The 24,930-nt window shown below is 64.2% G+C and carries 25 protein-coding genes; 10 read left to right on the forward strand and 15 right to left on the reverse strand.

Annotation, left to right across the window (positions count from 1 at the left end):
• The first annotated feature begins 60 nt into the window (after window positions 1–60).
• Window positions 61–1,047 carry a Dyp-type peroxidase gene (locus tag C1D09_RS15960; RefSeq protein WP_143975215.1) on the forward strand — a complete coding sequence of 329 codons (987 nt, stop codon included), beginning with the start codon at window positions 61–63 and terminating at the stop codon, window positions 1,045–1,047.
• Between the two features lie 30 nt (window positions 1,048–1,077).
• On the opposite strand, the gene C1D09_RS15965 is transcribed toward C1D09_RS15960, so the two are convergent.
• The 3 genes from C1D09_RS15965 to C1D09_RS15975 form a co-directional block, all read right to left on the reverse strand.
• Window positions 1,078–1,599, reverse strand: coding sequence for a hypothetical protein (locus tag C1D09_RS15965; RefSeq protein WP_143975216.1), 522 nt, complete (start codon window positions 1,597–1,599; stop codon window positions 1,078–1,080).
• Window positions 1,600–1,775: 176 nt separating this feature from the next.
• Entirely contained in the window at window positions 1,776–2,279 is a 504-nt protein-coding gene (locus C1D09_RS15970) for a hypothetical protein (protein ID WP_143975217.1), read from the reverse strand.
• Entirely contained in the window at window positions 2,280–3,698 is a 1,419-nt protein-coding gene (locus C1D09_RS15975; RefSeq protein ID WP_143975218.1) for an FAD-binding oxidoreductase, read from the reverse strand.
• 102 nt (window positions 3,699–3,800) lie between these two features.
• Here C1D09_RS15975 and C1D09_RS15980 point away from each other — a divergent pair, with 102 nt between their 5' ends.
• Window positions 3,801–4,280, forward strand: a complete 480-nt coding sequence (locus tag C1D09_RS15980; RefSeq protein WP_143975219.1) for a thioesterase family protein — start codon at window positions 3,801–3,803, stop codon at window positions 4,278–4,280.
• Window positions 4,281–4,527: 247 nt separating this feature from the next.
• Window positions 4,528–4,725, forward strand: coding sequence for a hypothetical protein (locus tag C1D09_RS15985; protein WP_010910205.1), 198 nt, complete (start codon window positions 4,528–4,530; stop codon window positions 4,723–4,725).
• A gap of 83 nt (window positions 4,726–4,808) precedes the next feature.
• Here C1D09_RS15985 and C1D09_RS15990 read toward each other — a convergent pair whose 3' ends face one another.
• Window positions 4,809–5,288, reverse strand: coding sequence for an Lrp/AsnC family transcriptional regulator (locus tag C1D09_RS15990; RefSeq protein ID WP_143975220.1), 480 nt, complete (start codon window positions 5,286–5,288; stop codon window positions 4,809–4,811).
• 89 nt (window positions 5,289–5,377) lie between these two features.
• On the opposite strand from C1D09_RS15990, the gene C1D09_RS15995 reads away from it, so the two are divergent.
• From C1D09_RS15995 to C1D09_RS16005, 3 genes are all read left to right on the forward strand, one after another.
• Window positions 5,378–6,298: an EamA family transporter gene (locus C1D09_RS15995; protein WP_143975221.1), complete on the forward strand. Its 921-nt coding sequence runs from the start codon at window positions 5,378–5,380 to the stop codon at window positions 6,296–6,298.
• A gap of 144 nt (window positions 6,299–6,442) precedes the next feature.
• Window positions 6,443–7,591, forward strand: a complete 1,149-nt coding sequence (locus C1D09_RS16000) for a histidine kinase dimerization/phosphoacceptor domain -containing protein (protein WP_143975222.1) — start codon at window positions 6,443–6,445, stop codon at window positions 7,589–7,591.
• On the forward strand, window positions 7,588–8,034 hold the full coding sequence (locus C1D09_RS16005) for a response regulator (RefSeq protein WP_143975223.1): 447 nt from the start codon (window positions 7,588–7,590) through the stop codon (window positions 8,032–8,034). The genes C1D09_RS16000 and C1D09_RS16005 overlap by 4 nt, the downstream gene beginning before the upstream one ends.
• A 5-nt stretch (window positions 8,035–8,039) precedes the next feature.
• On the opposite strand, the gene C1D09_RS16010 is transcribed toward C1D09_RS16005, so the two are convergent.
• A complete protein-coding gene (locus C1D09_RS16010) occupies window positions 8,040–8,888 on the reverse strand; it encodes a dienelactone hydrolase family protein (RefSeq protein WP_167514639.1) in 849 nt (282 codons plus the stop codon).
• 158 nt (window positions 8,889–9,046) lie between these two features.
• Window positions 9,047–9,274 (reverse strand): hypothetical protein, encoded by a 228-nt coding sequence (locus tag C1D09_RS33180; RefSeq protein ID WP_167514637.1) that lies wholly within the window; start codon window positions 9,272–9,274, stop codon window positions 9,047–9,049.
• Between the two features lie 49 nt (window positions 9,275–9,323).
• Here C1D09_RS33180 and C1D09_RS16015 point away from each other — a divergent pair, with 49 nt between their 5' ends.
• Entirely contained in the window at window positions 9,324–9,761 is a 438-nt protein-coding gene (locus tag C1D09_RS16015) for a hypothetical protein (RefSeq protein ID WP_143975225.1), read from the forward strand.
• Between the two features lie 154 nt (window positions 9,762–9,915).
• Here C1D09_RS16015 and C1D09_RS16020 read toward each other — a convergent pair whose 3' ends face one another.
• On the reverse strand, window positions 9,916–12,231 hold the full coding sequence (locus C1D09_RS16020; RefSeq protein WP_143975226.1) for a glucose/quinate/shikimate family membrane-bound PQQ-dependent dehydrogenase: 2,316 nt from the start codon (window positions 12,229–12,231) through the stop codon (window positions 9,916–9,918).
• 219 nt (window positions 12,232–12,450) lie between these two features.
• Here C1D09_RS16020 and C1D09_RS16025 point away from each other — a divergent pair, with 219 nt between their 5' ends.
• On the forward strand, window positions 12,451–13,257 hold the full coding sequence (locus tag C1D09_RS16025) for a DUF2059 domain-containing protein (RefSeq protein WP_246135765.1): 807 nt from the start codon (window positions 12,451–12,453) through the stop codon (window positions 13,255–13,257).
• An 82-nt stretch (window positions 13,258–13,339) separates the two neighbouring features.
• Window positions 13,340–15,880, forward strand: a complete 2,541-nt coding sequence (locus C1D09_RS16030) for an ATP-dependent helicase (RefSeq protein WP_143975228.1) — start codon at window positions 13,340–13,342, stop codon at window positions 15,878–15,880.
• A gap of 52 nt (window positions 15,881–15,932) precedes the next feature.
• Here the strand turns inward: C1D09_RS16030 and C1D09_RS16035 are convergent, their stop codons facing one another.
• From C1D09_RS16035 to C1D09_RS16055, 5 genes are all read right to left on the reverse strand, one after another.
• On the reverse strand, window positions 15,933–16,979 hold the full coding sequence (locus C1D09_RS16035) for an ABC transporter permease (protein ID WP_143975229.1): 1,047 nt from the start codon (window positions 16,977–16,979) through the stop codon (window positions 15,933–15,935).
• Window positions 16,976–17,773, reverse strand: coding sequence for an ATP-binding cassette domain-containing protein (locus tag C1D09_RS16040; protein WP_143975230.1), 798 nt, complete (start codon window positions 17,771–17,773; stop codon window positions 16,976–16,978). The genes C1D09_RS16035 and C1D09_RS16040 overlap by 4 nt, the downstream gene beginning before the upstream one ends.
• An 85-nt stretch (window positions 17,774–17,858) precedes the next feature.
• Window positions 17,859–18,866, reverse strand: coding sequence for a substrate-binding domain-containing protein (locus C1D09_RS16045; protein ID WP_143975231.1), 1,008 nt, complete (start codon window positions 18,864–18,866; stop codon window positions 17,859–17,861).
• Window positions 18,867–18,959: 93 nt separating this feature from the next.
• Window positions 18,960–19,868 carry a sugar phosphate isomerase/epimerase family protein gene (locus C1D09_RS16050; RefSeq protein ID WP_143975232.1) on the reverse strand — a complete coding sequence of 303 codons (909 nt, stop codon included), beginning with the start codon at window positions 19,866–19,868 and terminating at the stop codon, window positions 18,960–18,962.
• Window positions 19,865–20,896 carry a Gfo/Idh/MocA family protein gene (locus C1D09_RS16055; protein ID WP_143975233.1) on the reverse strand — a complete coding sequence of 344 codons (1,032 nt, stop codon included), beginning with the start codon at window positions 20,894–20,896 and terminating at the stop codon, window positions 19,865–19,867. The genes C1D09_RS16050 and C1D09_RS16055 overlap by 4 nt, the downstream gene beginning before the upstream one ends.
• 196 nt (window positions 20,897–21,092) lie before the next feature.
• Here C1D09_RS16055 and C1D09_RS16060 point away from each other — a divergent pair, with 196 nt between their 5' ends.
• The gene (locus C1D09_RS16060; RefSeq protein ID WP_143975234.1) at window positions 21,093–22,118 is read left to right on the forward strand and encodes a LacI family DNA-binding transcriptional regulator; all 1,026 of its coding nucleotides are present in this window, start codon (window positions 21,093–21,095) and stop codon (window positions 22,116–22,118) included.
• A 15-nt stretch (window positions 22,119–22,133) separates the two neighbouring features.
• On the opposite strand, the gene C1D09_RS16065 is transcribed toward C1D09_RS16060, so the two are convergent.
• From C1D09_RS16065 to C1D09_RS16075, 3 genes are all read right to left on the reverse strand, one after another.
• Window positions 22,134–22,451, reverse strand: coding sequence for a ferritin family protein (locus C1D09_RS16065; RefSeq protein ID WP_143975235.1), 318 nt, complete (start codon window positions 22,449–22,451; stop codon window positions 22,134–22,136).
• A gap of 54 nt (window positions 22,452–22,505) precedes the next feature.
• The gene (locus C1D09_RS16070) at window positions 22,506–23,261 is read right to left on the reverse strand and encodes a bestrophin-like domain (protein WP_167514638.1); all 756 of its coding nucleotides are present in this window, start codon (window positions 23,259–23,261) and stop codon (window positions 22,506–22,508) included.
• A gap of 105 nt (window positions 23,262–23,366) precedes the next feature.
• Window positions 23,367–24,920, reverse strand: coding sequence for a trimethylamine methyltransferase family protein (locus tag C1D09_RS16075; protein WP_143975237.1), 1,554 nt, complete (start codon window positions 24,918–24,920; stop codon window positions 23,367–23,369).
• Window positions 24,921–24,930 lie beyond the last annotated feature (10 nt).

Consider the following 24,930-nt stretch of genomic DNA (forward strand, 5'->3'; position numbering starts at 1 on the left):
CCAGTATTGCGTCATCCCGGGCGATCTGAAACAAATCCGGCCAAAGCGGAGATTTTTCAGATGTCAGGCAAGAACTGGGACCGCGTGCCGATCGACGCGCAGAGCGTCGATGCGCCGCTTTCGCAATCGGCGATTTTCCTTGTCGTCACCGTCGCCGGCCAACAGCCGACCCTTGCCAAGGTTTGTTCCGTGCTCGGCGAACTTGACGATCTCGTCAAGACCGTCGGTTTCCGCGACCTTGGCGGCCACCTGTCGTGCATTGCCGGCATCGGCCGCGATCTCTGGGATCGGCTCAGCCCCAGCCGGGGGCCGCGGGAACTGAAACCGTTCGCGCCGATCAGGGGCGCGGTCCATTCGGCGCCATCGACGCCGGGCGACCTTCTGTTCCATATCCGTGCCGAACGCCCCGACATGTGCTTCGAGTTCGAGCGTATCCTGCTCGACCGGCTTGGCCCCGATGTCACCGTCGTCGACGAAGTGACGGGCTTTCGCTATTTCGATGCCCGCGACCTGCTCGGCTTCATCGACGGCACAGCCAACCCGACCGGCCTCGACCTGCCTGCCTCCGCGCTGATCGGCGACGAGGATGGCGACTTTGCCGGCGGCTCCTATGTCGTCGTCCAGAAATACCTGCACGACATGCAGGCCTGGGCACGCATTCCGACGCCGGAGCAGGAGGCGATCATCGGCCGCACCAAGATCGACAACATCGAGATCGACGATGACGACGCGCCCCGCAAATCGCACAAATCGCTAGCCACCATCGAGGATGGCGACGGCAACGAATACGACATATTGCGCGACAACATGCCGTTCGGCCGGCCCGGGCAGAATGAGTTCGGCACCTACTTCATCGGCTATTCCAGGTATCTCTGGGTCACCGAAAAGATGCTGCAACGCATGTATGTCGGCGATCCGCCGGGCGCCTATGACCGCCTGCTCGATGTCTCGACACCGCAGACCGGCACGACATTCTTCGCGCCAACCCGCCCAATGCTGCAGGCCCTTGTCGAGGGCGTACGGCAGCAGCTTCCCGCGGCACTGTAAAGCAGCTGCCGATAGCCCTTGCCGCGGGGATCAGCGTGCGTCGCGCTTGGCTTGCGCCACCTTGCCTGCCTTGCGCTGCCGGCCGAGTTCCGCCGGCGGCACCAGCTTCGGCGCCCGCTCGTTGGTGACGGCCCGCATGCCCTTGTGGGCCGTGCGCGAATTGTGCGCGGGGCCGTCCACCGGCGCGTTTTGCTTCATCGCCAGAGCCTTGCGTGCGTTTCCGACGAGTGAAACGCGGGCCGCCAATTGGCGCCGCCTCTCGGCTTCGCCATTCAGACGCCGCATCGCCGTGGCCAGCACCGCGAGCTTCACCTGCGAGCCGCCATCGGCCTTTGATGGCGCAGCGCCCTTCGGCGCCCCCTTGCCGCGTATTTCGCGGCGGCGGCGGTGTGCTTCGGCCTGCGCCTTGTCGCGCCGCTCGCGCAGCAGCTTGACCAGGCCGGAAAGGTCGCCGTCGGAAAGCTCCTGCACCGCCGGATGGTGCGACTTCTCCACCAATTCCTTCTCATCGGCGCTCAGCGCGCGCGCTTCTTCCTTGCGTGAAATGGCCATGACAGTCCTCCTCTGCTGGCAACGCCTGTCTTGTCAGGCCGCCGCGCAAGGAGCCTCGACCCGAATGGCGGCGCGGTCAAGACGAGCGTTTTTGTCCCGACGCGTTCGAGTTGTCTTCACCAGGCCAGGCCTGCGTATCGCGCGTGACGAGCTTGCGGGACCTTCGCCTGGAGAGTTCAGGCGCCCTCTCCGGCGGCCTCCATCAGCGCAGTCAAAACCGCTCCCTTGCGAAGGCTTGTCGAGAAACTCTTGGCGATGAACTCCAGCGTCGAATCGTGGAAAGTCAAGATGAAATGCCGATGGTCTGAAAACAGTTCGGCTGTATGGGACGAATGAACGCGATTTGCTTTTTCCAGGGAGGCTATCCACGACGAGTTGCAGACCTCAAATGCCCCGTAGGCCCGCAAGCCCAGCGGATAGAGACGATGACCACTGATGGCCTCGTCATTCGGCGGGCCGAACTGAAGTGCCAGACAAGGCTCAGCCGCCAGGACGGCGATGGACTGGCTGCCTATTGCCGGTGGAACCGAGCGCGGATTCGTGCCATCGAAGGACGGATCCGAAGCATTGGCGATGTAGGCAACGACCAGTCTGCCTTCATCCGCAAACAGATGAGGCAACGCCGCGCCAGCGGAGGACGGCGGCACCTGGATCGCCACTAGAGTCTCGGCAGCCGACATCTAATGTCCCGCGCCCGGCAATATCTTGCCCGGATTCATGATGTTGTGCGGGTCCAGCGCCTGCTTGATGGTGCGCATGATGTCGACGCCGTGACCAAGCTCGCTGCGCATGAAACCGATCTTGCCCTGGCCGATGCCGTGCTCGCCGGTGCAGGTGCCGTCCATCGCGATCGCCCGCAGGTTGAGCCGCGCGACGAATTTCTCCGACAGCGCGATCTCCTTGGGATCATTCACATCCATCAGCACCAGCACGTGGAAATTGCCGTCGCCGGCATGGCCGACGATCGGCGCGATCAAGCCCATGTCGGCGATATCGACCTCGGTCTCGGTGACGCATTCGGCAAAGCGCGAGATCGGCACGCAGACATCGGTCGACAGGCCCTTGGCACCGGGCCGCAGCGTCAGCGAGGCCCAGTAGGCATCGTGCCTGGCCTTCCATAGTTTGGCGCGTTCCTCGGCGACGCTGGTCCACAGGAACGGCCCGCCGCCATTTTCCTCGGCGATCATGCCAAAGGTCTCGGCTTGTTCGGCGACGCCGGCATCGCTGCCATGGAATTCGACGAACAGGCACGGGCTTTCAGGATAGTCGAGCTTGGAATAATTCTTCATCGCCCGCATCTGCAGCGCATTGACCAGTTCGATGCGCGCCACGGGAATGCCCATCTGGATCGTCGCGATGACTGCGTTGCAGGCCGCCTCGACGCTGGGGAACGGGCAGACGCCGCCGGAGATCGCCTGCGGAATGCCTTGCAGCTTCAGCGTCATCGACGTGATGATGCCGAGCGTGCCTTCGGAGCCGACCAGCAGCCGGGTCAGATCGTAGCCTGCCGAGCTCTTTTTCGCCCGCTTGCCGGTCGTCACTGTCTCGCCATCGGCCATGACGGCGGTCAGCGACAGCACGTTCTCGCGCATCGTGCCGTAGCGCACGGCGTTGGTGCCGGACGCCCGCGTCGCCGCCATCCCGCCGAGCGAGGCATTGGCACCCGGATCGATCGGGAAGAACAGGCCGGTGTCGCGCAGATGCCGGTTCAGATCCTCGCGCGTCACGCCGGGTTCGACCGTGCAGTCGAGATCCTGGGGGTTGACCGCGAGAATGCGGTTCATGCGCGACGTGTCGACCGAGATGCCGCCGCCCGGTGCGTTGGTGTGGCCTTCCAGCGAGGAGCCGACGCCGAAGGCGATGACCGGCACGCGATGCGCGGCGCAGGCGCGCACGATCTCCTGCACCTCGATCGTCGTTTCCGGGAAAGCGACGCCATCTGGTGCCTGCGTCGGGATGTAGGTGGTGGTGTGCGCATGCTGCGACCGGATCGCCTGCCCGGTCTGAAAACGTTCGCCCAGCTGTTGCTTGAGGATGCCGAGCACCGCCGTGATGCCTTCCTCGTTGCGTTCGACCGGATTGAGGTCGCTCAGAGCCATGAATTCCTCCGCGAATGGACCAGCGTCCACGCTTGTTATGTAGCTATGGATGCGTAGTCTCCGCAGCCACGCTGTGTCCAGCATCAGAACAAGGAAGTTTCAATGTCCATCCCCGCCCCCTTCGTCTCCAAGCCCATGGACATCGAGAAGGACTGGATCGATTACAACGGCCATCTCAACATGGCCTATTACAACGTGCTGTTCGACCGCTGCTCGGACGAGGCTTTCGAGGCCATGGGCATGGGGCTGGACTATGTGAAGGGGCGGCGGCTCACCATCTACACCGCCGAAGTCCATGTCTGCTATGTCCAGGAACTGCATCTGGACCACAAGGTCCAGGTGTCCTTCCAACTCATCGACCATGACGAGAAACGGCTCCGGGCCTACCAGGAAATCCGCCATGTCGACGGCTGGCTCGCCGCCACCTCCGAGACGCTGTCGCTGCATGTCGACATGTCTGGGCCGAAGGTCGCGCCCTTCCCCGCCGATGTGATGGCCAAGGTCGAAGCCATGCGCGCCGCCCATTCGATGCTGCCGATGCCGGAGCGTGCCGGCCGCTCGATCGGCATCAAACGCAAATAGGGCGAAGCCGATACCCGCACCGAACAGGGTGGCGGGACCTCAAGGCCACACCGGCAATCCAAAATCGCGGAACCCTCAAATCGGCTGGCAGCCGTGCTTGAAGCCGGCTCGCACCGGCGTTAACCTTACCGAGGTTTTAACGGGAACAAGCCAATTGAGCCGTTGAACGACTCAGCGGAGCGGTCGAAAACCATCCACATCGAGTTGCGATACGGACGGCGGGGCGAAGCCGGTTCGAGGGACGTGCATGAAAACCGACATCAAGATCGAGGTGGACAGGCTGGCCGCTGATCCGCGCATCACGGACTATGATTTCTGGCGTTCGCTCAAGAACGTCGACAACGAGATCTTCCACATCGCCAACAACAACGAGCCGATCCCGTTCGACATGATCCGCTGGCGCAGCATTTTGAAGCGTGCCCGGCTGAAGCGTGGCCACGCCTGACGCCGACCCGGCCCGCGGTCGGTGCCACCACTCTTTGCAAGCCGGCGCTGCGGCCTATCAGGTGCAGGACTGCCCCGGGGGGCTCATGCTTGGCGCCTCGCCGCTGCCAGCGGCGAGCGCGCCGCCACCGGCGACGACTGGATGATGGCCGTATTCGTCATCGCATAGGGAATGATCCGGTCGATCACCCGTTCGAGTTCGGCCACCGAGCCGACATGCGCGAGCGCGATGAAGCAATCCTCGCCGGTCACGCGGTCGCATTGCGCGATCTCCGGTGTTTCGCGGATGATCTCGGCCACCACGGATAATTGGCCCGGCACCGGCCGGATGCGCAGCCATGCCGACAGCTTCAGGCCCAGCGCCGCGGGGTTGATCTTGACGCAATAGGCCTCGATCACGCCGTTTTCCTGCAGCCGCTTGATGCGCTCGGCGACGCTCGGCGCCGACAGGCTGACCGAACGCGCAAGCTCCGCCGTAGTGGCGCGCGCATCCCTTTCCAGCAGGCGCAGGATCTTCATGTCGGCCGCGTCGAGATCGACATTTTCAGTTCGAAGGCGTTTCACGGATAAATCCTTGCTTTCGATAGAGATCTGATCAGATAGATCGAACTTCATCCATGTTGGCTGCCGATACGGCCTGCGATACTGATCCGATGGATGATCAAGCGCAAGCTCCCGTGGCAGGCCCTGTGCTTGCCCCCGCCTCCGCCGGCTCTGGCCTTGGCGGCCTGGCAACAAAATTGCCGCCGCATATCTGGTTCGGCGTCAGCGCCGTCTTCCACTATCTCGGCCCGGCGTTCGCCGTGCTGCTTTTCCCGTATGTCGGCGTGCTCGGCATGGCGTGGCTGCGCATCGCCACCGCGGCGCTGATCTTCGCACCGCTGACCAGCCCGTGGCGAAGCTTCGCCCGCGCCGATCCCCCGACGCGTCTGCTGTTGCTGGCCTTTGGCGCCTGCCTGGCGGTGATGAACTGCTCCTTCTACCTTGCCCTCGACCGCTTGCCGATCTCACTGGTTGCGGCAATCGAATTCGTCGGCACAATCGGCGTCGCACTGATTGGCCTCAGGAGCGTTCGCAACGTCGTCGCCCTTGCCGTGGCAGTCACCGGCACCTTGCTCCTCATCGACGTCAAATGGTCCAGCGATCCCGTCGGGCTGTTCTGGGCCTTCCTCAACGGCGCGCTCTTTGTCGGGTACATCGTGCTCGGCCACCGCGTCGCACGTTCAGGTGCCGGCGACGGCATTGCGGGCCTGGGTGCCGCCATGGCGGTTGCCTTCATCGTCGTGCTGCCGATCGGCTTCCGCGACGCACTGCCGGCCGTTTTCTCACCGACGCTGCTCATAGCGGCCATCGGCGTCGGCATCTGCTCCTCTGTCATTCCCTACATCTGCGACCAGCTTGCCATGTCGCGATTGCCGCGCTCGAGTTTCGCGCTGATGCTGTCGCTGCTGCCAGTCACGGCCACGCTGATCGGCGTCATCGTGCTGCGCCAGATTCCAAGCCTCGGCGACTGCCTGGGGATCGCACTGGTGGTCGCCGGCGTCGCCTTCCATAAGCCTGCATCGACGATCTAGACGCAGGATACCCTTTATCATCAAATAGTTGCAGAACTCGCCAGTCGGTTCCCAATCTCGCCGAAAGTGCGACAACACGTCCAGGATTGAACCAATTCCGCACTTGAGCCGTTGTCCCCCACGATAACGGCTTGGAGTGACAAAATGGACTGGAAACGGACCAGGGAGCCCGACGACGCTTGGCACATGACCGACGATCTTCACGTCGAGCATGGCAAGGGCGACCCGTTCGCGGCTGCCATCCGCGCCACCCGCATGTCGATGATCATCACCGATCCCCGGCGCCCCGACAACCCGATCGTCTTTGCCAATGAGGCGTTCTTGCGGCTGACCGGCTATGAACGCCACGAGGTGCTGGGCAAGAACTGCCGCTTCTTGCAGGGACCGAAGACGGACAAGTCCGCTGTCGAACATATCCGCACGGCAATCGCGGACAACGCCGATGTCAGCGTCGATATCCTGAACTATCGCAAGGACGGTTCGACCTTCTGGAACGCGCTCTACATCAGCCCTGTCTCCAATCACAAAGGCGAGGTGCAGTTCTTTTTCGCCTCGCAACTCGATGTCTCGGACCGCAAGCTCTCGGAGCATCGCATGACCGCCGACAAGGACCGCTTCGAGAGAGCGGTGAAGGAACGCACCGCCGAACTGGAAGCGGCACTGGAGGCGCAGACCACACTGCTGCACGAGGTCGATCATCGGGTGAAAAACAACCTTCAGATGATCTCATCGCTGATCATCATGCAGCGCCGGACCATAAAGGATGAGGCGACCAGGCATTCGCTGACCACCATGCTGGAGCGCATCGAGGCTCTCAGCACCGTGCATCGCCGGCTCTATCAGTCGAAGGATGTCAGCCGGTTCGACGTCTCGGATTTCGCCAAGGATCTGGTCACGGATTTGCTGACGGCGTCGGGCCGTTCGGGGATCGAGCCGAAACTCGAACTCGATCCCATCGTGATTTCAGCCGAGAAGGCGACGCCCGTCGCGCTCATGGTCAACGAGCTCGTCACCAATGCCTTGAAGCACGCTTTCAAGGAGGGACCGGACGGGACCACCGCCGGGCGCATCGGCATCAAGATGAGCCAGCCCGACGGCCACTTCAAAATCGAGGTGTCCGACGATGGCGTCGGCATGGCCGAAGCCAATGGCGATGCCTCGTTCGGCATGCGGCTGATCAAATCGCTCGCCCGCCAGTTGCACGCCGATATCGAATGGCATGACGCCGGCCCCGGCACCAAGGTCGTGATCTCGATGCCAAACGAACAGCAGCAAAAAAGGACTCTCTCATGACTGAACCGCTCAAGGTCCTGATCGTCGAGGATGAGGCGCTGTTGGCGATGGAATTGGAAAGCCTGGTTGAGGAGGCCGGCCATAGTGTCGTCGGCTGGGCGACGTCCTCGGCGGAAGCAAGAAGCATGGTCGAGTCCACGGATGCCGACATCGCCTTTGTCGACATCCACCTCACCGACGGCCCGACCGGCGTCGACGTAGCCCATTACATCGGCGAGAAGAAACGTTCGATGGTGGTGTTCATGACCGCCAATCCGAAGCGCATCCCCGACCATTTCGCCGGTGCGATCGGCGTCATCGCAAAGCCCTATACGATGAACGGTCTGACGTCGGCGTTGCGATACCTGCAGGAAGGCATGCGCCGCCCGCCGCCTGTCTCCACGCGGCCGGCCGGCTTCACCTTGTCGCCGGCCTTCGAGGCAGTCTGGGCACCCGCGGCCTGACGTCCCTACGCCAGTTTCTGCTTCAGGAAAGCGATCGTCCTGCCCCAGGCAAGATCGGCCGCTTTCTTGTCGTAACGCGCCGCCGACGTATCGTTGTTGAACGCATGGTTGGCGCCTTCATAGACATAGACCGTGTATTCGACATGCGCGGCATCGAGCGCCTTCTTGAAGGCATCGATGCCGGCATTGGTGCGATCATCCAGCCCGGCATAGTGCAGCAGCAACGCCGCCTTGATCTTCGCCGCGTCAGCGGCATTCGGCTGCATGCCGTAATAGGCGACGCTGGCTGCGAGATCAGGCGCGTTGACGGCCAGCATGTTGGCCGTGCCGCCGCCCCAGCAGAAGCCGATGGCGCCGACCTTGCCGTTGCCATCCTTGTCGGCCTTGAGGTAGGCGACCGTCGCCACCGCGTTGGCGACGGTCTGTGCCGGATCGAGTTTCGTGAACATGTCGCGCGCCTTGTCCTCGTCATCGGGTGTGCCGCCAAGCGGCGACAGGAAATCCGGCGCCAGCGCCACGAACCCCTCCAGCGCCACGCGACGGGCGACGTCGCGTATGTGCGGGTTCAGCCCCCTGTTTTCGTGGATGACGATGACGGTGCCGAGCTTGCCCGCCCGGCTTGCCGGCTTGACCAGATAGCCCTTCATCTTGCCGCCACTGCCGGGATAGCTGATGTCCTCGCCTTTTACGCGGGTATCGTTTTCGGCGACGATCGCCGCTTGGGCGGAATTCGCCGCCAGCATTGGCGCGATCGCGGCCGCAGCGGCACCTGATCCGGCAAGCCGGGTCAGCTGCTCCATGAAGCGGCGGCGGTCGAGCGTCAGATGGGTGTATTCGTCATAAGCGTCGATCATCGCCTGGGTGATGATGGGTTTGTCAGCGATGGTGGGTTTGGTCACGGGGCGCTCCTCGACTTTGGTGTCCTTGCGTTCGCAAGATAGGGGCGAGCCTTACATCGTCCAGTCACGGCTCGGTGACGCTCCCCGTCCTCGGCAAGCCGCGACAACCATCATCACAATTTTGTCATCGGCGACAAATCTTGATGGCGCTGCCACAATAGTGGGAGAAACTGCCTATCCGGCTGGCCCATGACATCGCCGCGGTCCTGAAGGGCCTGAAGTGAAGGAAAACCGATGACCATGACCTCGCCGATCCTGGCAGCCGCCTTCATGATTGCCACAGCCGCCATTCTGGCGATGCGCGCAACCATGGTGGCGGCGAACCGGAAGTCGTTCGTCAAGGCCCGCAGCCGCCAGCAAAACACGAAAACCAGGGGTTGAGGTGAAGTCATGGACGTACAGGATATCGTGAACACCGTCTCGCAGAAGGCCGGCCTTGACCAGGCAACGACCGAAAAGGTCGTCGGCACCATTTTCTCGGTGCTCGAGCACGAGGCGGACGGCACCAGCGCCGCATCCTTCTTCGCCAAGATTCCCGGCGCCGATGCGCTGGCGCAGAAATATGACGTCATGGCAGCCGCTCCGGCCGGCGGCGGTGGTGGCTTCCTGTCCTCGCTGCAAGGCGCGCTTGGCGGCGTCCTCGGCGAAAAGGCGGGCGCGCTGGTCAACGGCCTCGCCGCCCTCAAGGCATCCGGGCTCGACGTGGCGCAGATCCGGAAGGCCGGCGAGACGCTGGTCCAGCAGGCCGAAGCCGCCGCCGGCCCCGATCTGACCAACCAGGTGCTGGGCTCGGTACCCAGCCTGAAGAGCCATCTCGGGCTCGGCTAGACTTCCAGGAAGAGTATGTACGGCTTTGCCGGGGGAAAGCGCGTAACGCTTCCCCCGGCTATTGCGTCAAAACCATGTGTTAGAGTAGTTCGCCGTTTCCGTGAAACGGTGAACTGATCCAGCACCGAGGCCGCTTTCGGCTGGCGCTGCCCAGCTATTTCGGCAGCGCGTAGGCCATCACATAATCCCCCGGTTTGGTGCCGACCGAGCCGTGGCCGCCGGCGACGATCACCACGAACTGGCGCCCGTCGGCGACCGTATAGGTCATCGGCGTCGATTGCCCGCCCGCCGGCAATCGGGCCCGCCAGAGCTGCTTGCCTGACGTCAGGTCATAGGCGCGCAGATAGTCATCCACCGCCGCGCCCAGGAAGGCGACACCGCCGGCGGTGATCATCGGCCCGCCAATGCCGGGCACGCCGACCTTCAACGGCAACGGCAATGGCGTCATGTCGTAGACGGTGCCGTTGCGGTGCTTGTAGTTGATCGTGCCCGTCCTGAGGTCGACGCCGGCCACGTAACCCCACGGCGGCGCCTGGCAAGGGATGCCCAGCGGCGACAGGAACGGTCCCATCACCACCGCATAGGGGGCGCCCTCATTGCGGTTCAGCCCCTGCTCGCTGCCGCGTCCTTGATCCGGCGGCGGCACCTGGTCGCGCGGGATGAGCTGCGACTTGAACGCCAGATAGGTTGGCATGCCGAACATCACCTGCCGAACCGGATCGACAGCCACGCCGCCCCAGTTGAAGATGCCGAAATTGCCGGGATAGACCAGCGAGCCCTGTACGGAAGGCGGCGTATAGCGGCCTTCGTAGCGCAAGCCCTGGAATTCGATCCGGCAGGCCAACTGGTCGAACATGGTGATGCCCCACATATCGGCGCCGGTGAGCGGCTTCGGCATGAAGGTAAGATCGGAGACCGGCTGCGTCGGCGACGTGTGGTCGCCCTCGATGGCACCGCCGGGCGCCGGCACTTCCTTGACACCGATCACCGGTTCGCCGGTGCGCCGGTCAAGCACATAGACGTCGCCCTGCTTGGTCGGCCCGACCAGCGCCGGCACGACGGAACCATCGGCCTTGGTAATGTCGATCAGGCTCGGCTGCGCCGGCACGTCCATGTCCCAGAGATCGTGGTGCACGGTCTGCCGCACCCATTTCAACTGCCCGGTGTTGAGGTCGAGCGCGGTGATCGAGGAGGAGAATTTCTCGACATTGGCGCTGCGTCCGGCGCCGAGCTGATCCGGTGTCTGGTTGCCGAGCGGCACGTAGAGCAGGCCGAGCTTCTCATCGGCGCTCGGCGTCGACCACATGTTGGGCGAGTTGGCGGTGTAGGTCTGGCCGGCCGGCAGCGGCGTCGTCTGGTCTGGATTGCCGGAATCCCAGTTCCAGATCAGTTTGCCGGTGCTCGCATCATAGGCGCGGATGACGCCGGACGGCTCCTGCGTCGAATAATTGTCGTTGACCGCGCCGCCAACGATGATCTTGCCGCCTGATATCAGCGGCGCCGAGGTCGAGTAGTAATAGCCCGATTTCGGGTACGGCATGCCGGTCAGCAGGTTGAGCGTGCCGCCCTCGGCAAAAGCGGGACAGACCTGCCCATTGGCGGCGTCGAGCGCGATCAGCCGCGCATCCGAGGTCGGCAGGTAGACGCGGGCGGCACAAGGCTGGCCGGCGGCGCCGGTGGCATCGGCATAGTAGGACACGCCGCGGCAGGTCTGGTGCTGGCGGTCCTTGTCGAGCTTGATCTTGGGATCGTAGCGCCATTTTTCCTTGCCGGTCGCGGCGTCCACCGCGATGGCGAAATTGTGCGGCGTGCAGATGTAGAGCGTGTCGCCGATCTTGAGTGGCGTCACCTGATAGGTGGTCTCGCCGATATCATCAGGCCCTTTCACGTCGCCGGTACGGTAGGTCCAGGCCGGCTGCAGGTTGGCGACATTGTCCGGTGTGATCTGGTCGAGCGGCGAATAGCGCTGGCCGAACTGCGTGCGCCCATAGAAGTGCCATTCGCCCGCCGGCACATCATTGCCCAGATTGGCGTTGGGAATCACCTTGTCGGTGTCGAGCGTGCCGGCAATGTCCTTCGGGTCCGTCGTCATCGAATAGCCGGCCACCGCCAGCGATGCCAGCACGGCCAGGATCAGCGGCGCGCGCCCGTCAGGCCCGGCAAGGCCCCGCCTTGCCCACGGTGTCAGCAGCCATAGCGCCACCAGCACGATGATGCCGCCGCGCGGGCCGAGCTCCCACCAGTCGAAGCCGATTTCCCAGACCGCCCAGGCCAGTGTGCCGATCACGATCGCCGCATAGAGCCAGAGCGCCGTGGAACGGCGCCGGTAGAGCAGCCACGCGGCGATCAGGAAGGCAAGGCCGACGACGATGTAGTACCAACTGCCCCCCAGCGAAGCCAGCCAGATGCCACCGCCACCAAGCGCCAGACCGAGGAGAAAGAGAACGAGAGAGGTGATGGGGACAGCCAAGATGATACTCCTTCGACTGTTGCGCGCTCGCGCGGCCACGGGCAACCCGGTGCACCGCTCCTGCCCTGCGCACAGCTTTCTCCCGCCTGCCCCGCCTGTCAAGCGGCCCACACGCCAAGGTGGCAACCCATCTTGCCTGCGTCGGGGTTTTCCCGCAGTCTCATGGATCATCTACCGTGGAGCAAGCACATGCCGTCACTCGTTTCGCCGCTGACGCGCATGGCGCTGATGCTCTACTGCCTCGCCCCGCTCTTTGCTGGTACCGTGGCCGCGCCGGCGCAGACGATCAGCGAGATCAACAAGGCGAACGGCTTTCACGAGATGCTGATGAGCATTGGCCCGGGTTTCACCGCGGCCGTGAAATCGGCGCCGGGAATGCCGCCGCAAAAGGTCCAGGACGCGCTTGCCGCCGCCATGGAAGGCGCCTTTGACCCGGAGAAGATGGAAGCGGCCATCGAAGCCCGGATGGCGGACAGGCTCAGTGCCAAGGACCTGTCCGAACTGGCCTCGTTTTATGCTTCCCCCCTGGGCAAACAGGTCACCGCGCTCGAGATCCAGGCTTCGTCGCCGCAAGCAAGGGAGGCCAAGAAGATCGAGGGCGCCAAAATCCTCGGCGAGCTTCCATCCAAGGATCCGGCCAGGCTCGCTCTGTACAGGAAGATGATGGACGATATCAGCGCCGTCGACACCGGAGAAGCCGTCGGCTTGAACATGGGCTATGCGATGCTTTCCGAAATGCTGGGCGCGGCCGGAAAGCCCCTGCCCGACGACCAGGTCATGGCCCTGCTGCGCAAGCAAACCGAAGGGCTTCGCCGTGACATCGACAACGATGCCATGGAATCTGCAGCCTATATCTATCGGGATATGTCCATGGCCGATCTGAAGCTCTATGAGGCCTTCCTGGCCTCACCCGCCGGCAGCCGCTATTACGACCAGATGCAGGTCGCGCTGGGCGCGGTAATGACGGACGAGGCACGCTCCTTCGGCCATCGTTTTTTCGTCGCTCTCGGCTACCGCAAGGCCTGAACCGCGATATCGGGCACTTTACCCGGAACAAAACGTAGACAGTTCTGGTCTTTCCCTGCCGAATCACTACATTCGGGGGAAGATGTCCGGCTTTTCCGAAGACATGCCCTTTTTCGATGAACCCAATGCGCGGCCGACGGCCCCGTCGGGCATTGCCGCGCGCGCCATGGCTGCCCGCAGCGGCCAGAACAATGCACCCGATTATCTGAAGGGGCTGAATCCGGAACAAAGGCTGGCGGTGGAGACCACCGAAGGCCCGGTTCTGGTGCTGGCCGGCGCCGGCACCGGCAAGACGCGTGTGCTCACCACCCGCATCGCCCACATCCTTGCCACCGGCAAGGCCTTCCCCTCGCAGATCCTCGCCGTGACCTTCACCAACAAGGCGGCGCGCGAGATGAAGCAGCGCATCGGCATCCTGATCGGCGAAGGCAATGTCGAGGGCATGCCGTGGCTCGGTACCTTCCATTCGATCGGCGTGAAGCTGCTGCGCCGCCACGCCGAACTCGCCGGCTTGCGTTCCGACTTCACCATCCTCGACACCGACGATGTCGTGCGGCTGATCAAGCAGTTGATCCAGGCCGAGGGCCTCGACGACAAGCGCTGGCCGGCCAAGCAGTTCGCCCAGATGATCGACGGCTGGAAGAACAAGGGGCAAGGTCCGGCCGATATCGCCGAGGGCGACGCGCGCAGCTTCGCCAACGGCAAGGGCCGCGAACTCTACAAGGCCTATCAGGACCGGCTGCAGACGCTGAACGCGTGCGACTTCGGCGACCTGCTGTGCCATCCCATCCGCATCTTCCGCGCCAATCCGGACGTGCTGAAGGACTATCACCGGCGCTTCAAATACATCCTCGTCGACGAATATCAGGACACCAATACCGCCCAGTACATGTGGCTGCGCCTGCTGGCGCAGCGTGCGGACGGCCGCGCCACCGTTAATATCTGCTGCGTCGGCGACGACGACCAGTCCATCTATGGCTGGCGCGGCGCCGAGGTCGACAACATCCTGCGCTTCGACAAGGATTTTCCCGGCGCCACCATCATCAGGCTGGAGCGCAACTACCGCTCGACCGCGCACATCCTTGGCGCCGCCTCCCACCTCATCGCCCACAATGAGGGCCGTTTCGGCAAGACGCTGTTCACCGACCGCAACGACCCCGAGGACGGCAAGGTCAATGTCCACGCCGCCTGGGATTCCGAGGAGGAAGCCCGCGCCGTCGGCGAGACCATCGAGGCCTATCAGCGCCAGAAGCACGATCTCAACGACATGGCGATCCTGGTGCGCGCGTCCTTTCAGATGCGCGCCTTCGAGGATCGCTTCATCACGCTCGGCCTCAACTACCGCGTCATCGGCGGCCCGCGCTTCTACGAGCGCATGGAAATCCGCGATGCGCTGGCCTTTTTTCGCGTCGTTGCCAACAGCGGCGACGACCTCGCCTTCGAGCGCATCGTCAATGTGCCCAAGCGCGGGCTGGGCGAAGCCACCATCCGCCAGATTCACGACACGGCGCGCGCGCTGCGCATCCCGATGCTGGAGGCCGCCGGCAACCTCGCCGAGAGTGACGAGCTGAAGCCAAAGCCGCGCGCCGCGTTGCGCGAAGTGGCCGCCAATTTCGAGCGCTGGCAGAAGGCGCTGGAGACCAAGCCGCATACCGAGCTCGCCGAGACCATTCTCGAGGAGAGCGGCTACACCGACATGTGGAAGAACGACCGTTCGGCCGAAGCACCGGGCCGGCTGGAGAACCTCAAGGAACTGATCCGCTCGATGGAGGAGTACGAGTCGCTGCGCTCCTTCCTCGAACATGTGGCGCTGGTCATGGATGCCGAGCAGAATGCCGGGCAGGACGCCGTGTCCATCATGACGCTGCATTCTGCCAAGGGCCTCGAATTCGAGACCGTCTTCCTGCCCGGCTGGGAGGAAGGCCTGTTCCCGCACCAGCGCGCGCTCGATGAAGGCGGCCGCTCCGGGCTGGAAGAGGAGCGCCGGCTGGCCTATGTCGGCCTCACCCGGGCCAAGAAGAACCTGCATATCTGGTTCGTGTCCAACCGCCTCATCCATGGGCTGTGGCAATCGACCATCCCGTCGCGCTTCCTCGAGGAGCTGCCGGAATCCCATGTCGAGATCGCCGAAAGCGGCAATTCCCATGGCGGCTACGGCAACCCCTATGGCGGCGGCTCCTTCGCCTCCGGCCGTGGCGGTGGGCGACAGAACCCCTACGGCGCCTCGCGTTTCGACAGTGTCGGTGCCAACGCCGAAAAATCCGGCGCCTTCTCCAACACCTATTCGACGCCCGGCTGGCAGCGCGCTCAGGCCAACCGCACGGAGGCGACCGACCGTAACTGGGGCACGCGATCCGGCCACCAGGTCGAGCGCATCGGCTATGGCGAGACCGACTCGGGCTACGGCGCCGGCCGCACGAGCGTGAAGGGCCGGACCATCGACGGCGAACTGGTCGCCAAGTCCGTCGCCGACAAGCCGTCGCCCTTCAGCGTCGGCGACCGCGTCTTCCACCAGAAATTCGGCAACGGCAATATCTCGGCCATCGAAGGCAACAAGCTGACCATCGACTTCGACAAGGCCGGCCAGAAACGCGTGCTGGACGGGTTCGTCGCGGCGGTGTGAGCTGCCCTTCCGAGCAGCTCCCGGCGCCGTTGCAACAACGGCAGTGCCTCCCTCACCTATATCTTGCCTGGTTCCACTTGTGCCCGAGCAGCGACAGGATGATGATCAGCCCGTTGAAGAACTGCACGTAAAAGCCGCTCAGGCCCGCCGCCACCACGCCGGTCTGGATGAACGACACGGTGACCGCGCCGATGGCACCGCCGACGACCGTGCCGATGCCGCCCCAGGTTGGCGTACCGCCGACGAACACCGAGGCCAGGACCGGCAGGAGATAGCCGTCGCCGGCTGTCGGCCACCAGGTGAAGTTGATCATAACCGAAAACGTGCCGGCGATCGCCGCCCCTATGCCGACGAAGACGAACACCTTGACCCGCACGCGCTTGACGTCGATGCCCATCTGCTGGGCGCTGTCGGGGTTGTCGCCGACCACCCTCACCTGTGCGCCGAAACGATGCCTGTTGTAGAGCATCGCCGACAGCACGACGAATGCGATGGCCCAGAAGATCTGCACGGGAATGCCGTAGACCTGGCTGGAGAAGATCTTGTAGGCCCAGCTGTTGCTGAGGCTGGTCAGCGACATCGACTTGCCTTCGTTGATGATCTGGATCAGGCCGCGCAGCAGGAAATTCATGCCGAGCGTGGCGATCAGCGACGACAGCCCGCCATAGACGACCAGCGAGCCGACGAGGAAACCGAGCAGCATGCCCGTCACGAGTGCGGCGGCAATGCCGAGGAACGGGTCGTAGCCGGCCTGCACCACAAGGGCGAAAACCCAGGAAGCAAACCCCATCGTGGCCGGAAACGACAGGTCGATCTCGCCGCAGGTGACGACGAAGACCAGCGGCACCACCACGAACAGCGCCACGGGGAGCGTCGTCAGCACGGAGCTGTAGAGATACCAGGTGGTGAACACGGTCGGGTTGGCGACCATGAACACCGCCATCATGACGATGAACACCGCGAGCGTGCCGAGCGAGGCGCGATTGTCGAGGACGAAGCCGCGCAGCCAGTGGTCGGATGGATGTTTCCACTCCTGGCGGGCGGACCCGGCATGAGCGCGCAGAGGGCTTTCGAGATCGGGTTCCATGGTCTTGCTCATCGCGCTTGCTGCTCCGCTTCGCCGGCCTCGCGCAGTCCAGGCAATCCGCCGGGATGCGCGACGTCCTCCATGAAATTGATCAACTCGTCCGCCGACTTGACCGCGCTGCGGTCGGCGGTCAGCGCCACCTTGCCGCGATCGAGCACCACGAAGCGGTCGGCGATGTCGAAGACATGATGGATGTTGTGGCCGATGAACAGGATCGAACGTCCGCTCGCCCGCACCTGGCGCACGAAATGGAACACCTTGGCGGTCTCGGTCAGTGACAGCGCCGTGGTCGGCTCGTCGAGGATGATCAGCTCGGCCTGCTTGTAGATGGCGCGCGCGATCGCCACGCCCTGGCGTTCGCCGCCCGACAGCTGGCCCACGATCGAGTGCGGGGTGAACACTTTCGAGGTGAAGCCGATCTCGCGCATCAGCCGGCTTGCCTCCTCGATCTCCTTGTTGACCTTCAGCCAGCCCATGAAGCCGGTCAGCTCGCGGCCCATGAAGATGTTACGCACGATGGTCTGCTGCACGGCCAGCGCCCGGTCCTGGAACACCGTCTCGATGCCGGCGTCGCGCGAGCGCGCCGCGCTCCAGCCGCTCACCGGCTTGTCGCGCACGAGGATGTCGCCGCTGGTCGGCCTGACCACACCGGACAGGATCTTGATCAGCGTCGACTTGCCGGCGCCATTGTCGCCGATGAGGCCGACCACCTCGCCGCGGTCGACACTGAGATTGACGCCGCCCAGCGCATAGACCTGGCCGTAGGACTTCGTGATATCGCGCAGTTCGATGATGCGTTCGGCCATCGGATCCTCGCTTTGATTGTCGCATGCCGGCCCTTTGCCGGGGGTCCTGCCGGCCGGGTCCAACCCGGCCGGCAGCCTTGGGAGGTCAGCGCAGCGCCTGCTTGGCGAGCTCTGAGACGATCTCGTAGTTCTGCGGCGTGACGAAGCCGGCACCGGTGTCGACATTCATCGGCGCCAGACCCAGCACCACCTGCTGGCAGAGGCTGAGGATCGGCAGATAACCCTGCATGAATGGCTGCTGGTCGGCCGTCAGCTGCACCCAGCCACCCTTGAAGCCCTCGACGATCTGCGGGCTGGTGTCGAAGCCGAAATTGAAGATATCGCCGGCCTTCCGGCCCGCGGCCTGCATGTATGTCGGCACATTGCCGAGCATCTGCCCGCCCGGATAGCCGACTGCCTTGACACCGGGATTGTTGAGCAACGCCGCGGTGATCACCGGTATGGCGAGGTTCGGATCGGCGGCCCACTCGGTCGCGGAATTGATTTGAACGACATCGACGCCGGCCTCTTTCAGTGCGGCGACCGTCCCACGCTCGCGTGCGCCCCGGCTCTCATTGTCGAAGGGGCCGATCATGATCGCCTTGTCACCGGACTTCAGCCCGGCCAGCTTGAACGCCTCGGCGCCGAGCGCGCGGCCCTGCTGCTCCTGCTGCGCGCCGACATAGCCGCCGCCGAACGCCGCCGTCACCTTCGGCACCGGCACGTTCTGGTACATCATCTTGATGCCGTCCTTATGCGCCTGCTCGGCCAGCGGCATGATCGCGTCTTCGCCTGGATGGCCCATCATGGCGATGCCGTTGGGCTTGACCGCAACCGCCTCGCGCAATTGCTGCACCATCTTTTCGACGTCCCAGCCGGAGAAGATGTAGTCGACCTTGGGGCCGAGATCGGCCGCCGCCTGCTTTGCGCCATTGTAGACGATTGTACCGAAAGCGTCGCCTTCGGCGCCGCCGACGAAGAAGCGGATATGGACATCCTTGCACCACTGGGCGTCGAGCGCCCGTGCCGGCAAGGTCGAGATGGCGGCGCAAAGCGCCGTGGCGGCGGCCACGACGGTCGTGCGCAGAAGTGTCGTTCTGATCGCGATGCTCATGCACTTGTCCTCCCATTGTTTCCCTCGTCAGCCGAGGGGCTGTTGACGATTGTTTCGCCACTTACGAACCGGCTCCTCCCGCCGGCCGGGTCCTCACGTCGGATTCTGCAGGTAGCTGGCGCCTCCCCGGCATTGCTTGAGATACTCCAGCGCCCGGACCTGGCCGGTGATCTCGAGATCGCCGCGATAGACCGGATCGTGCCAGCCTTCGATGTCGATGGCGCCCTTGTAGCCGGCCAGCCGCAATTCGCTGATCACCCGCGTCCAGTCGCTGTCGCCGAAACCGGGCGTGCGCATCTGTACGAAGGGCAGCCGGCCGAACACGCCGTGCTCGCGGATGACGTCCCAGCGCACGGTGGCGTCCTTGCCATGGACATGGAAGATGCGCGGCGCCCATTTGCGGATCTGCGGGATCGGATCGATCAGATAGACGAGCTGGTGGCAGGGCTCCCATTCGAGACCCAGATTGTCGTCCGGCACTTCGTTGAACATTAGCTCCCAGGCGTCCGGATTGTGGGCGATGTTCCAGTCGCCGGCCGCCCAGTTGCCGTCCATGGCACAGTTCTCGAACGCAATGCGCACGCCCTTGTCGGCGGCGCGCTTGGCCAGCGGGCCCCACACTTCGCGAAAGCGCGGCAGGCTGTCGGTCAGCTTCTTGCCGCGCAGGCGCCCGGTGAAGCCGCTGACCGTCGAAGCGCCGAACAGATGCGCATTGTCGATCACCGTTTCCCAGGCCGCGAGAACGCCGCGATCGACCTCGCCGCTCTCCAGCGGATTGCCGAATACGCCGATCGAGGACACGCCGACATCGGCGTCGCCGATCGCCTCGCGGATCTCGGCTGCAAGGCGTGGAAGGTCCTTGCCGCCAAGCGTCTGCCAGAAGAAGGGCTGGATGCTCTCGAAACCGAGCGGCAGGATCTGCTTGATGTACGCCGCCGGGTCGTCGAGGTTGGCCCGCACCATGGTGCCGATCCTGATGTCGAGAAGCGGGTTTGGCATCATGGTGTTTCCTGTGTAATCGCCACGCGGCGTCCGGTTTCGGCGCTTTCGATGGCGCCAAAAACCATGGCCAGGCTTTTGATGTTGTCGGCGCCGCGCGTCTCCGGCTCGGTGCCGGTCTCGATGGCGTGCATGAAATCCCTGATGATGCCGAGATGACCGCCGACTCGGTCGGCTGGATCGAGCGGCGGCACGTCGATCGGCTGGGTCTTGGCGAACAGCCCGTCGCGGCCCGTCGCCACCACCTCCGCCGTCAAGAGGTCATGGCCGTCCCAGATGAGGCTGCCCCGCTCGGCGACGATGCGCCAGCTGCCTTCCCAGCTGGTTCGGAAGCCGTCGGCGCACCAAGAGCCGGCATAGGTGAAGACCTTGCCGCCACCGAGATCGAAGACCGCACTTGCCGACGATCCCTGCCGGTACCAGGAATTGGCCGGCTCCCATTCCTGGCAGTAGACGCCGGCCGGCTCGCCGCCGGCCATATAGCGGGCGGCGTCGAAAGTGTGGATGGCCATGTCGAGCAGCAAGACATGTGCCATCTCCTCGCGAAAGCCGCCGAAATGCGGCGCGACGAAGAAATCGGCATGGATGCTGGTCGCAGCGCCAATGGCGCCGGAGTCCAGGAAGCGGCGGATGCGCCTGACATTGGCAACGTAGCGGCGGTTCTGCACGACGGCATGGATGCGCCCGGCCAGGCGGGCCGCCTCGACGATGGCGCGCGCGTTTTCAGGACTGTCGGCCAGCGGCTTTTCGGTCAACAGATGGCAATTGTGGGCAAGGGCCGAAAGCGCGACTTCGCGCCGGGCAGCGGGAACCACGACATCGAACACCGCGTCGGGCCTGGTCTGGTCGAGCACCGCGTCGAGGCTGGTGCCGATGACGATGCCGGTGAGGTCATATTCGTGCGCCCTGGCCTTCGCCCGCTCGGCGTCGAGGTCGACAAGGCCGACAATGGCAAGCCCATCTATCTGCCTCGCGGCATCGAGCCATTGCCTGCTCATCGCGCCGCAGCCGACGAGGACGACATTCATCATCCGGCGTTCCTCCTCCGCTCGGTCCCTCCAGACCGGCCGTCACGGCATCCACGGCATCACCGTAAACGTTTTTCCGTAAACGTTTACGAGAACACACCCGATAGCGTAGAATGTCAATTGGCCGCTCGCGAAAATCGTCCCGAAGCCTTGGCCTGAGCGGCCGCCAATGATAGCGAAGGCCGGGGGGAGAAACTCTTTGGCGTCCAGCATTCACGACCTAGCGCGTCACCTGAACATTTCGATCGGCACCGTGTCGCGGGCGCTGAACGGCCGCGCCGACGTCAATGCCGACACGCGCCAGCGCGTGCTCGACGCCGCCAAGAAGCTGAACTATTCACCCAACCAGTCCGGCCGCAGTCTCAGGCAAGGCGCGACCCACTCGATCGCCTTCATGCTGCAGCCGCATCCTGGCGACCAGCAATATGGCGAACCGTTCTTCATTCCCTTCCTGATCGGGCTGCAGGGCCGCCTTGCCGAAAGCGGGCTCGACCTGACCGTGGTGATGGGCGCGCCAGGCGACTATCAGCAGGAGCGCCTGCGCCGCGTCGTCGAGACCCGCCGCGCCGATGCCGTGCTGTTGGCCTGGACGCGGCGCGAGGACGAGCGCATCGATTATCTCACACAGGTCGGGTTCCCCTTCGCCACGCTTGGCCGCAGCCGCAGCGGCGGCAAGGCCTATCCCTCGCTCGACCTCGATTTCGAGAAGGCAGGCAGTGATGCGGTCGACCGCCTGGTGGCGCGCGGCCACCGCCGGATCGCCGCCATCCGCCCTTCCCTCAATCTCAATTTCGGCCATCTGTTTCTGAACGGCTACCGCAAAGCCCTGAAACGGCACGGCATCGAGGTCGACCCCTCGCTTATCGCCGACGGCTTCATCAACGAGGCCGGCGGCTACCAGGTGACGCCGCGCGTGATACTGGCAAAGGACCGGCCGACGGCCATCATCTTCAACAATGACGCCATGGCGCTCGGCGGTTGCAAGGCGCTGGCCGAGATGGGCATCCGGCCGGGCCACGACATCGCGGTGACCGTGATCGTCGACACGCCGCTCTGCCGCTATTTTTCCCCGGCACTCACCGCCTTCCGTCCGGCGCTGGAGCCGATGGGCCGGCGCCTGGCCGAAATGCTGCTGGCCTCGCTTCCCGCCTTCGCCGGCCCTGAAGGCCCGCGTATCATCCACGAAGTCTGGCCGCTGGAACTGGTCGCCCGCGACAGCGATTGATATCGCCCATAAAGGCTATCGATCCACCTTCTTCTCGCCACGCTCGCCGGCCTCGACGATGTCCCCGGTGGTGAACAGGATTTCCTTCAATTCCGCCCGCCAGTCCTCCTTCTGGCGCAGCAGGAATTCCAGGTCCATGCCGAAATGCTTGAACTCCTCGCCTTGCGCGTTGCGCATGATGGCCCGCGCTTGCGGGTCCTTCTCCACCGAGATGCGTTGTTCGTACCAGCCGATCGCTTCCGCCTCCTCGACCAGCGAGGCGATCATGCGGGCGAAGGTCCGAACCTTCTGCGACAGTTCTTCAGGCGGTTCGTGATACTGGTCGAAACCCATGTCGTCCTCCGTGGTTCATTCCCATGAATGCCTGGGAATGGCACCGGTTCCGCGTCACCGCTGCAATTCCGCCAGCGCGCGCTCCAGCGGTGCCGGCGAAATCTGGATCGGTCCGGAGAACGGCACGTCCATATCGAGGATCAGGTAGATCGCCCCGGCGATCAGCGCGGCCGAGACGACGTAGGTTGCGAGCGTGATGGCATTTTTCGGCGCCCTGAACCCGAAACTGGCGAAGATCAGCGCCAGCCACGCAACCAGCATGGCAATCAGCGGCCAAGGGATGGCGCCTTCCGACTGTTCGATCAGCACCCAGCGCATTTCCAGCACTTTCTGGAGGCGCTGACGGCCATCCTGCAGAAAGGAGACACGCGTGGCGTCAGGCGGCGTCAGCGCGTTCAGCCGCGTGCCGATTTCCGTCAACAGATGTTCGGACAACTGGTTGGCGACGAAAGTCGTTTCATTGTTTTGGGACGAGGTGGCCACCACCCGCTGCACATAGGCGACCAGCGGCTGGCGTACGGCGTCGGCTTCCGCGCCGTACTGGCGCAGTGTCCTGTCGAGCAGGATCAACTCCGTCGCATAGGCGTGTACATTATGGTCGATCGATTCGAAGGTGTTCTTGGCCGAATTGATCATCAGGCCGAGCACCAGCGACGTCATGACGCCGAACAGATTGGCGGCGAGCCGCACGACATTGTTCGTATCGTCGTCGCGATGTCTGGCCGGCAGCCTTGGCCAGACAACCATGCTGACCAGCGGCGCCGCCGCCAGGCACAGGAAAATCACCGATGCGATTGCGATTTCGCGCATGAAGCGCATTTCTGCACGCCGTGCACCGATTGCCAATGACCTCGGCCCCGATCACGCCGCGAAAGTCGCGGCAGGCGCCAGGTGTCTCGCGCGAAAGCTCGCCGCTCACGAAACCGGTGCGGCGCCTCCCGCCTCGGTGCGGCGCGCGATGAATTCGTCGAGCACTCCGGCGGTCGCAGCAGCCGAAGCGGGCGGCTCGAAATCGGCAAGGATGCGTTTCCAGATACCAGTGGCGCGCTCGCTGGCGGTCTTCGATCCGCTTTGCGTCCAGTTGCCGAAATTCGACCAGTCGGCGACCAGTGGCTCGTAGAATGCGGTGCGGTAGCGCGCCATCGTGTGGCCGGCGGAGAAGAAGTGCCCGCCTGGCTGCACTTCGGCGATGGCCTCGAAACCGATCGCGTCGTCGTCGCCGGGAGTTGCCGCGCAAAGCTCGGCGATCGACTGCACCGCCTCGATGTCGGTGATCAGCTTCTCGAAGGAGACACTCAGGCCGCCCTCCAGCCAGCCTGCGGCGTGGATGCAGACAGTGGCGCCGGCAAGCACCGAGCCCCAAAGGGCGAACTGCGACTCATGGGCCGCCTGCGCATCGGAAATATTGGCGGCACTGCCGGCGCCCGAGCGCCAGGGAAGGCCGATGAAGCGCGCCAATTGGCCGGCCCCCAGTGTCGCCTTGACGTGCTCGGGTGTGCCGAACGCCGGAGCGCCCGACTTCATGTCGACATTGGAGGAGAAGGAACCGTAGAGCACGGGCGCGCCCGGCCGCACGATCTGCGCCAGTGCCAGACCGGCCAGTGCCTCGGCATGCTGCAGCGTCAGCGCGCCGGCGACCGTGATCGGCGCCATGGCGCCGGCCAGGCAGAACGGCGTGATGACCAGGACCTGCCCGGCGCGGGCGAAGTCGATGATGCCTTGCGCCATCGGAATGTCGAGCTGGCGCGGTGAATTGGTGTTGATGATGGTGTAGCAATGGGCGCCAGCGCGGAATTCATCCTCCGACAGCCCGCGCGCGAGCCGGATCATCTCAAACCCATCCTCGACCTGCGGCGTGCCGCGCGCGAAGACAAAGGGGAACTTGTCGGAAAGCGTCAACTGCGCGCGGTTGACGGCATAGTGGCGAAAGCGGTTGTCGACATCCTGCGGCTCGATGCACGGGCAAAGCATGTGCAGTACGTCGAAATGCTGGATGAGCTTGGTCAATTCCTCGAAGGCGCCGAGCGTTCCCGGCCGGCGGCCGCGTTCGAGATCGGTGACGTTGGGCGCGCCAGCGCCGGCGAGGAACGTTATCGAGCCGAGTTCGAGCAAAAGATCGCGGCTGCGGTCGCCCGCCAGCGCCGGGATTGATTTTGGCGCCGAGGCCAGTGCCGCCGCCACGATGTCGCGGCCGATGTGCACCATGTCGGTGTCCGGGTCCACAAGCGCACCGGCGCGGGCGAAAATCTCCCGCGCCTGCGGCAGCAGCACCTTGATGCCGAGCTCCTCCAGCACGCGCAGCGCCGTGTCGTGGATGGAAGCCACCTGGTCATCCGAGAAGATCGGCTGCGGCAGGAACGGGTTCTTCAGCGATCGGTAGTTGGGCCGGCGGCTGCTTTGGCTGCCGGCTTCGCCGGTGCGTCCACGCCGGCGCTCGCGCCTGCTGTCTCGTGCCGCCTCATCGATCATCGAAGAATCC

It is taken from the genome of Mesorhizobium intechi (assembly GCF_002879535.1).
GTDB classification, from domain to species: Bacteria; Pseudomonadota; Alphaproteobacteria; order Rhizobiales; family Rhizobiaceae; genus Mesorhizobium; species Mesorhizobium intechi.

What these genes read in the sequence shown, in the direction of transcription:
- C1D09_RS15960 (WP_143975215.1), top strand. Translation starts at nt 61, where the DNA reads ATGTCAGGCAAGAACTGGGACCGCGTGCCGATCGACGCGCAGAGCGTC.
- C1D09_RS15965 (WP_143975216.1), bottom strand. Translation starts at nt 1,599, where the DNA reads ATGGCCATTTCACGCAAGGAAGAAGCGCGCGCGCTGAGCGCCGATGAG.
- C1D09_RS15970 (WP_143975217.1), bottom strand. Translation starts at nt 2,279, where the DNA reads ATGTCGGCTGCCGAGACTCTAGTGGCGATCCAGGTGCCGCCGTCCTCC.
- C1D09_RS15975 (WP_143975218.1), bottom strand. Translation starts at nt 3,698, where the DNA reads ATGGCTCTGAGCGACCTCAATCCGGTCGAACGCAACGAGGAAGGCATC.
- C1D09_RS15980 (WP_143975219.1), top strand. Translation starts at nt 3,801, where the DNA reads ATGTCCATCCCCGCCCCCTTCGTCTCCAAGCCCATGGACATCGAGAAG.
- C1D09_RS15985 (WP_010910205.1), top strand. Translation starts at nt 4,528, where the DNA reads ATGAAAACCGACATCAAGATCGAGGTGGACAGGCTGGCCGCTGATCCG.
- C1D09_RS15995 (WP_143975221.1), top strand. Translation starts at nt 5,378, where the DNA reads ATGGATGATCAAGCGCAAGCTCCCGTGGCAGGCCCTGTGCTTGCCCCC.
- C1D09_RS16000 (WP_143975222.1), top strand. Translation starts at nt 6,443, where the DNA reads ATGGACTGGAAACGGACCAGGGAGCCCGACGACGCTTGGCACATGACC.
- C1D09_RS16005 (WP_143975223.1), top strand. Translation starts at nt 7,588, where the DNA reads ATGACTGAACCGCTCAAGGTCCTGATCGTCGAGGATGAGGCGCTGTTG.
- C1D09_RS16010 (WP_167514639.1), bottom strand. Translation starts at nt 8,888, where the DNA reads ATGATCGACGCTTATGACGAATACACCCATCTGACGCTCGACCGCCGC.
- C1D09_RS16015 (WP_143975225.1), top strand. Translation starts at nt 9,324, where the DNA reads ATGGACGTACAGGATATCGTGAACACCGTCTCGCAGAAGGCCGGCCTT.
- C1D09_RS16025 (WP_246135765.1), top strand. Translation starts at nt 12,451, where the DNA reads ATGGCGCTGATGCTCTACTGCCTCGCCCCGCTCTTTGCTGGTACCGTG.
- C1D09_RS16030 (WP_143975228.1), top strand. Translation starts at nt 13,340, where the DNA reads ATGTCCGGCTTTTCCGAAGACATGCCCTTTTTCGATGAACCCAATGCG.
- C1D09_RS16035 (WP_143975229.1), bottom strand. Translation starts at nt 16,979, where the DNA reads ATGAGCAAGACCATGGAACCCGATCTCGAAAGCCCTCTGCGCGCTCAT.
- C1D09_RS16040 (WP_143975230.1), bottom strand. Translation starts at nt 17,773, where the DNA reads ATGGCCGAACGCATCATCGAACTGCGCGATATCACGAAGTCCTACGGC.
- C1D09_RS16045 (WP_143975231.1), bottom strand. Translation starts at nt 18,866, where the DNA reads ATGAGCATCGCGATCAGAACGACACTTCTGCGCACGACCGTCGTGGCC.
- C1D09_RS16050 (WP_143975232.1), bottom strand. Translation starts at nt 19,868, where the DNA reads ATGATGCCAAACCCGCTTCTCGACATCAGGATCGGCACCATGGTGCGG.
- C1D09_RS16055 (WP_143975233.1), bottom strand. Translation starts at nt 20,896, where the DNA reads ATGATGAATGTCGTCCTCGTCGGCTGCGGCGCGATGAGCAGGCAATGG.
- C1D09_RS16065 (WP_143975235.1), bottom strand. Translation starts at nt 22,451, where the DNA reads ATGGGTTTCGACCAGTATCACGAACCGCCTGAAGAACTGTCGCAGAAG.
- C1D09_RS16070 (WP_167514638.1), bottom strand. Translation starts at nt 23,261, where the DNA reads ATGCGCGAAATCGCAATCGCATCGGTGATTTTCCTGTGCCTGGCGGCG.
- C1D09_RS16075 (WP_143975237.1), bottom strand. Translation starts at nt 24,920, where the DNA reads ATGATCGATGAGGCGGCACGAGACAGCAGGCGCGAGCGCCGGCGTGGA.